Origin of the sequence: Pseudomonas sp. FSL R10-1339 (assembly GCF_009600545.1) — a bacterium.
Taxonomy (GTDB): Bacteria; Pseudomonadota; Gammaproteobacteria; order Pseudomonadales; family Pseudomonadaceae; genus Aquipseudomonas; species Aquipseudomonas bubulae.
Window position 1 is genome coordinate 1 of record NZ_WIVQ01000249.1, and the last position, 624, is coordinate 624.

Consider the following 624-nt stretch of genomic DNA (forward strand, 5'->3'; position numbering starts at 1 on the left):
CCCGACTCAACGTCGGCACCAATATGGGCCTTCATTCCGAAGAAATATTGATTACCTTTCTTCGTCTGATGCATCTCTGGATCGCGTTTACCGTCCTCGTTTTTAGTCGAACTGGGCGCGTGGATAATCGTCGCATCGACGATGGTGCCCTGGCGCAGCGAGAGGCCTTTCTCCTGCAAATAACCGTTGATGACCGCCAGGATCGCCGGCGCCAACTTATGATTCTCCAGCAGGTGTCGGAAGTTCATGATCGTGGTGTCTTCAGGGATCGGCGCGCTCAGGGTCAAGTGCGCAAACTGGCGCATGGGCGTGATTTCATACAGCGCTTCTTCCATGGCAGGATCGCTCAGCGAGAACCAGTTTTGCAGCAAGTGAATGCGCAGCATGGTTTCCAGCGGATACGGTTTTCGGCCACCACCAGCCTTCGGATAATACGGCTCGATCAACGCCAGTAAACCGCTCCAGGGCACGACCTGATCCATCTCGGCGAGGAACCGTTCGCGGCGTGTTTGCTTGCGCTTGCCCGCGTATTCGAAATCGGAAAAGCTCATCTGGCTCATGACGCACTCGGGGCAGGTGGTGAGGCTGTATTTCAGCATACTTGGAGACTTGTTCGGAGTTTCC

The 624-nt window shown here is 55.3% G+C and carries 1 protein-coding gene; it reads right to left on the reverse strand.

What is annotated here, in order from left to right; translation table 11 throughout:
• The coding region (locus GHO03_RS24670) for an IS5 family transposase (RefSeq protein WP_153400701.1) at positions 1-560 on the reverse strand (560 nt) is incomplete at its 3' end.
• Positions 561-624: the final 64 nt, after the last annotated feature.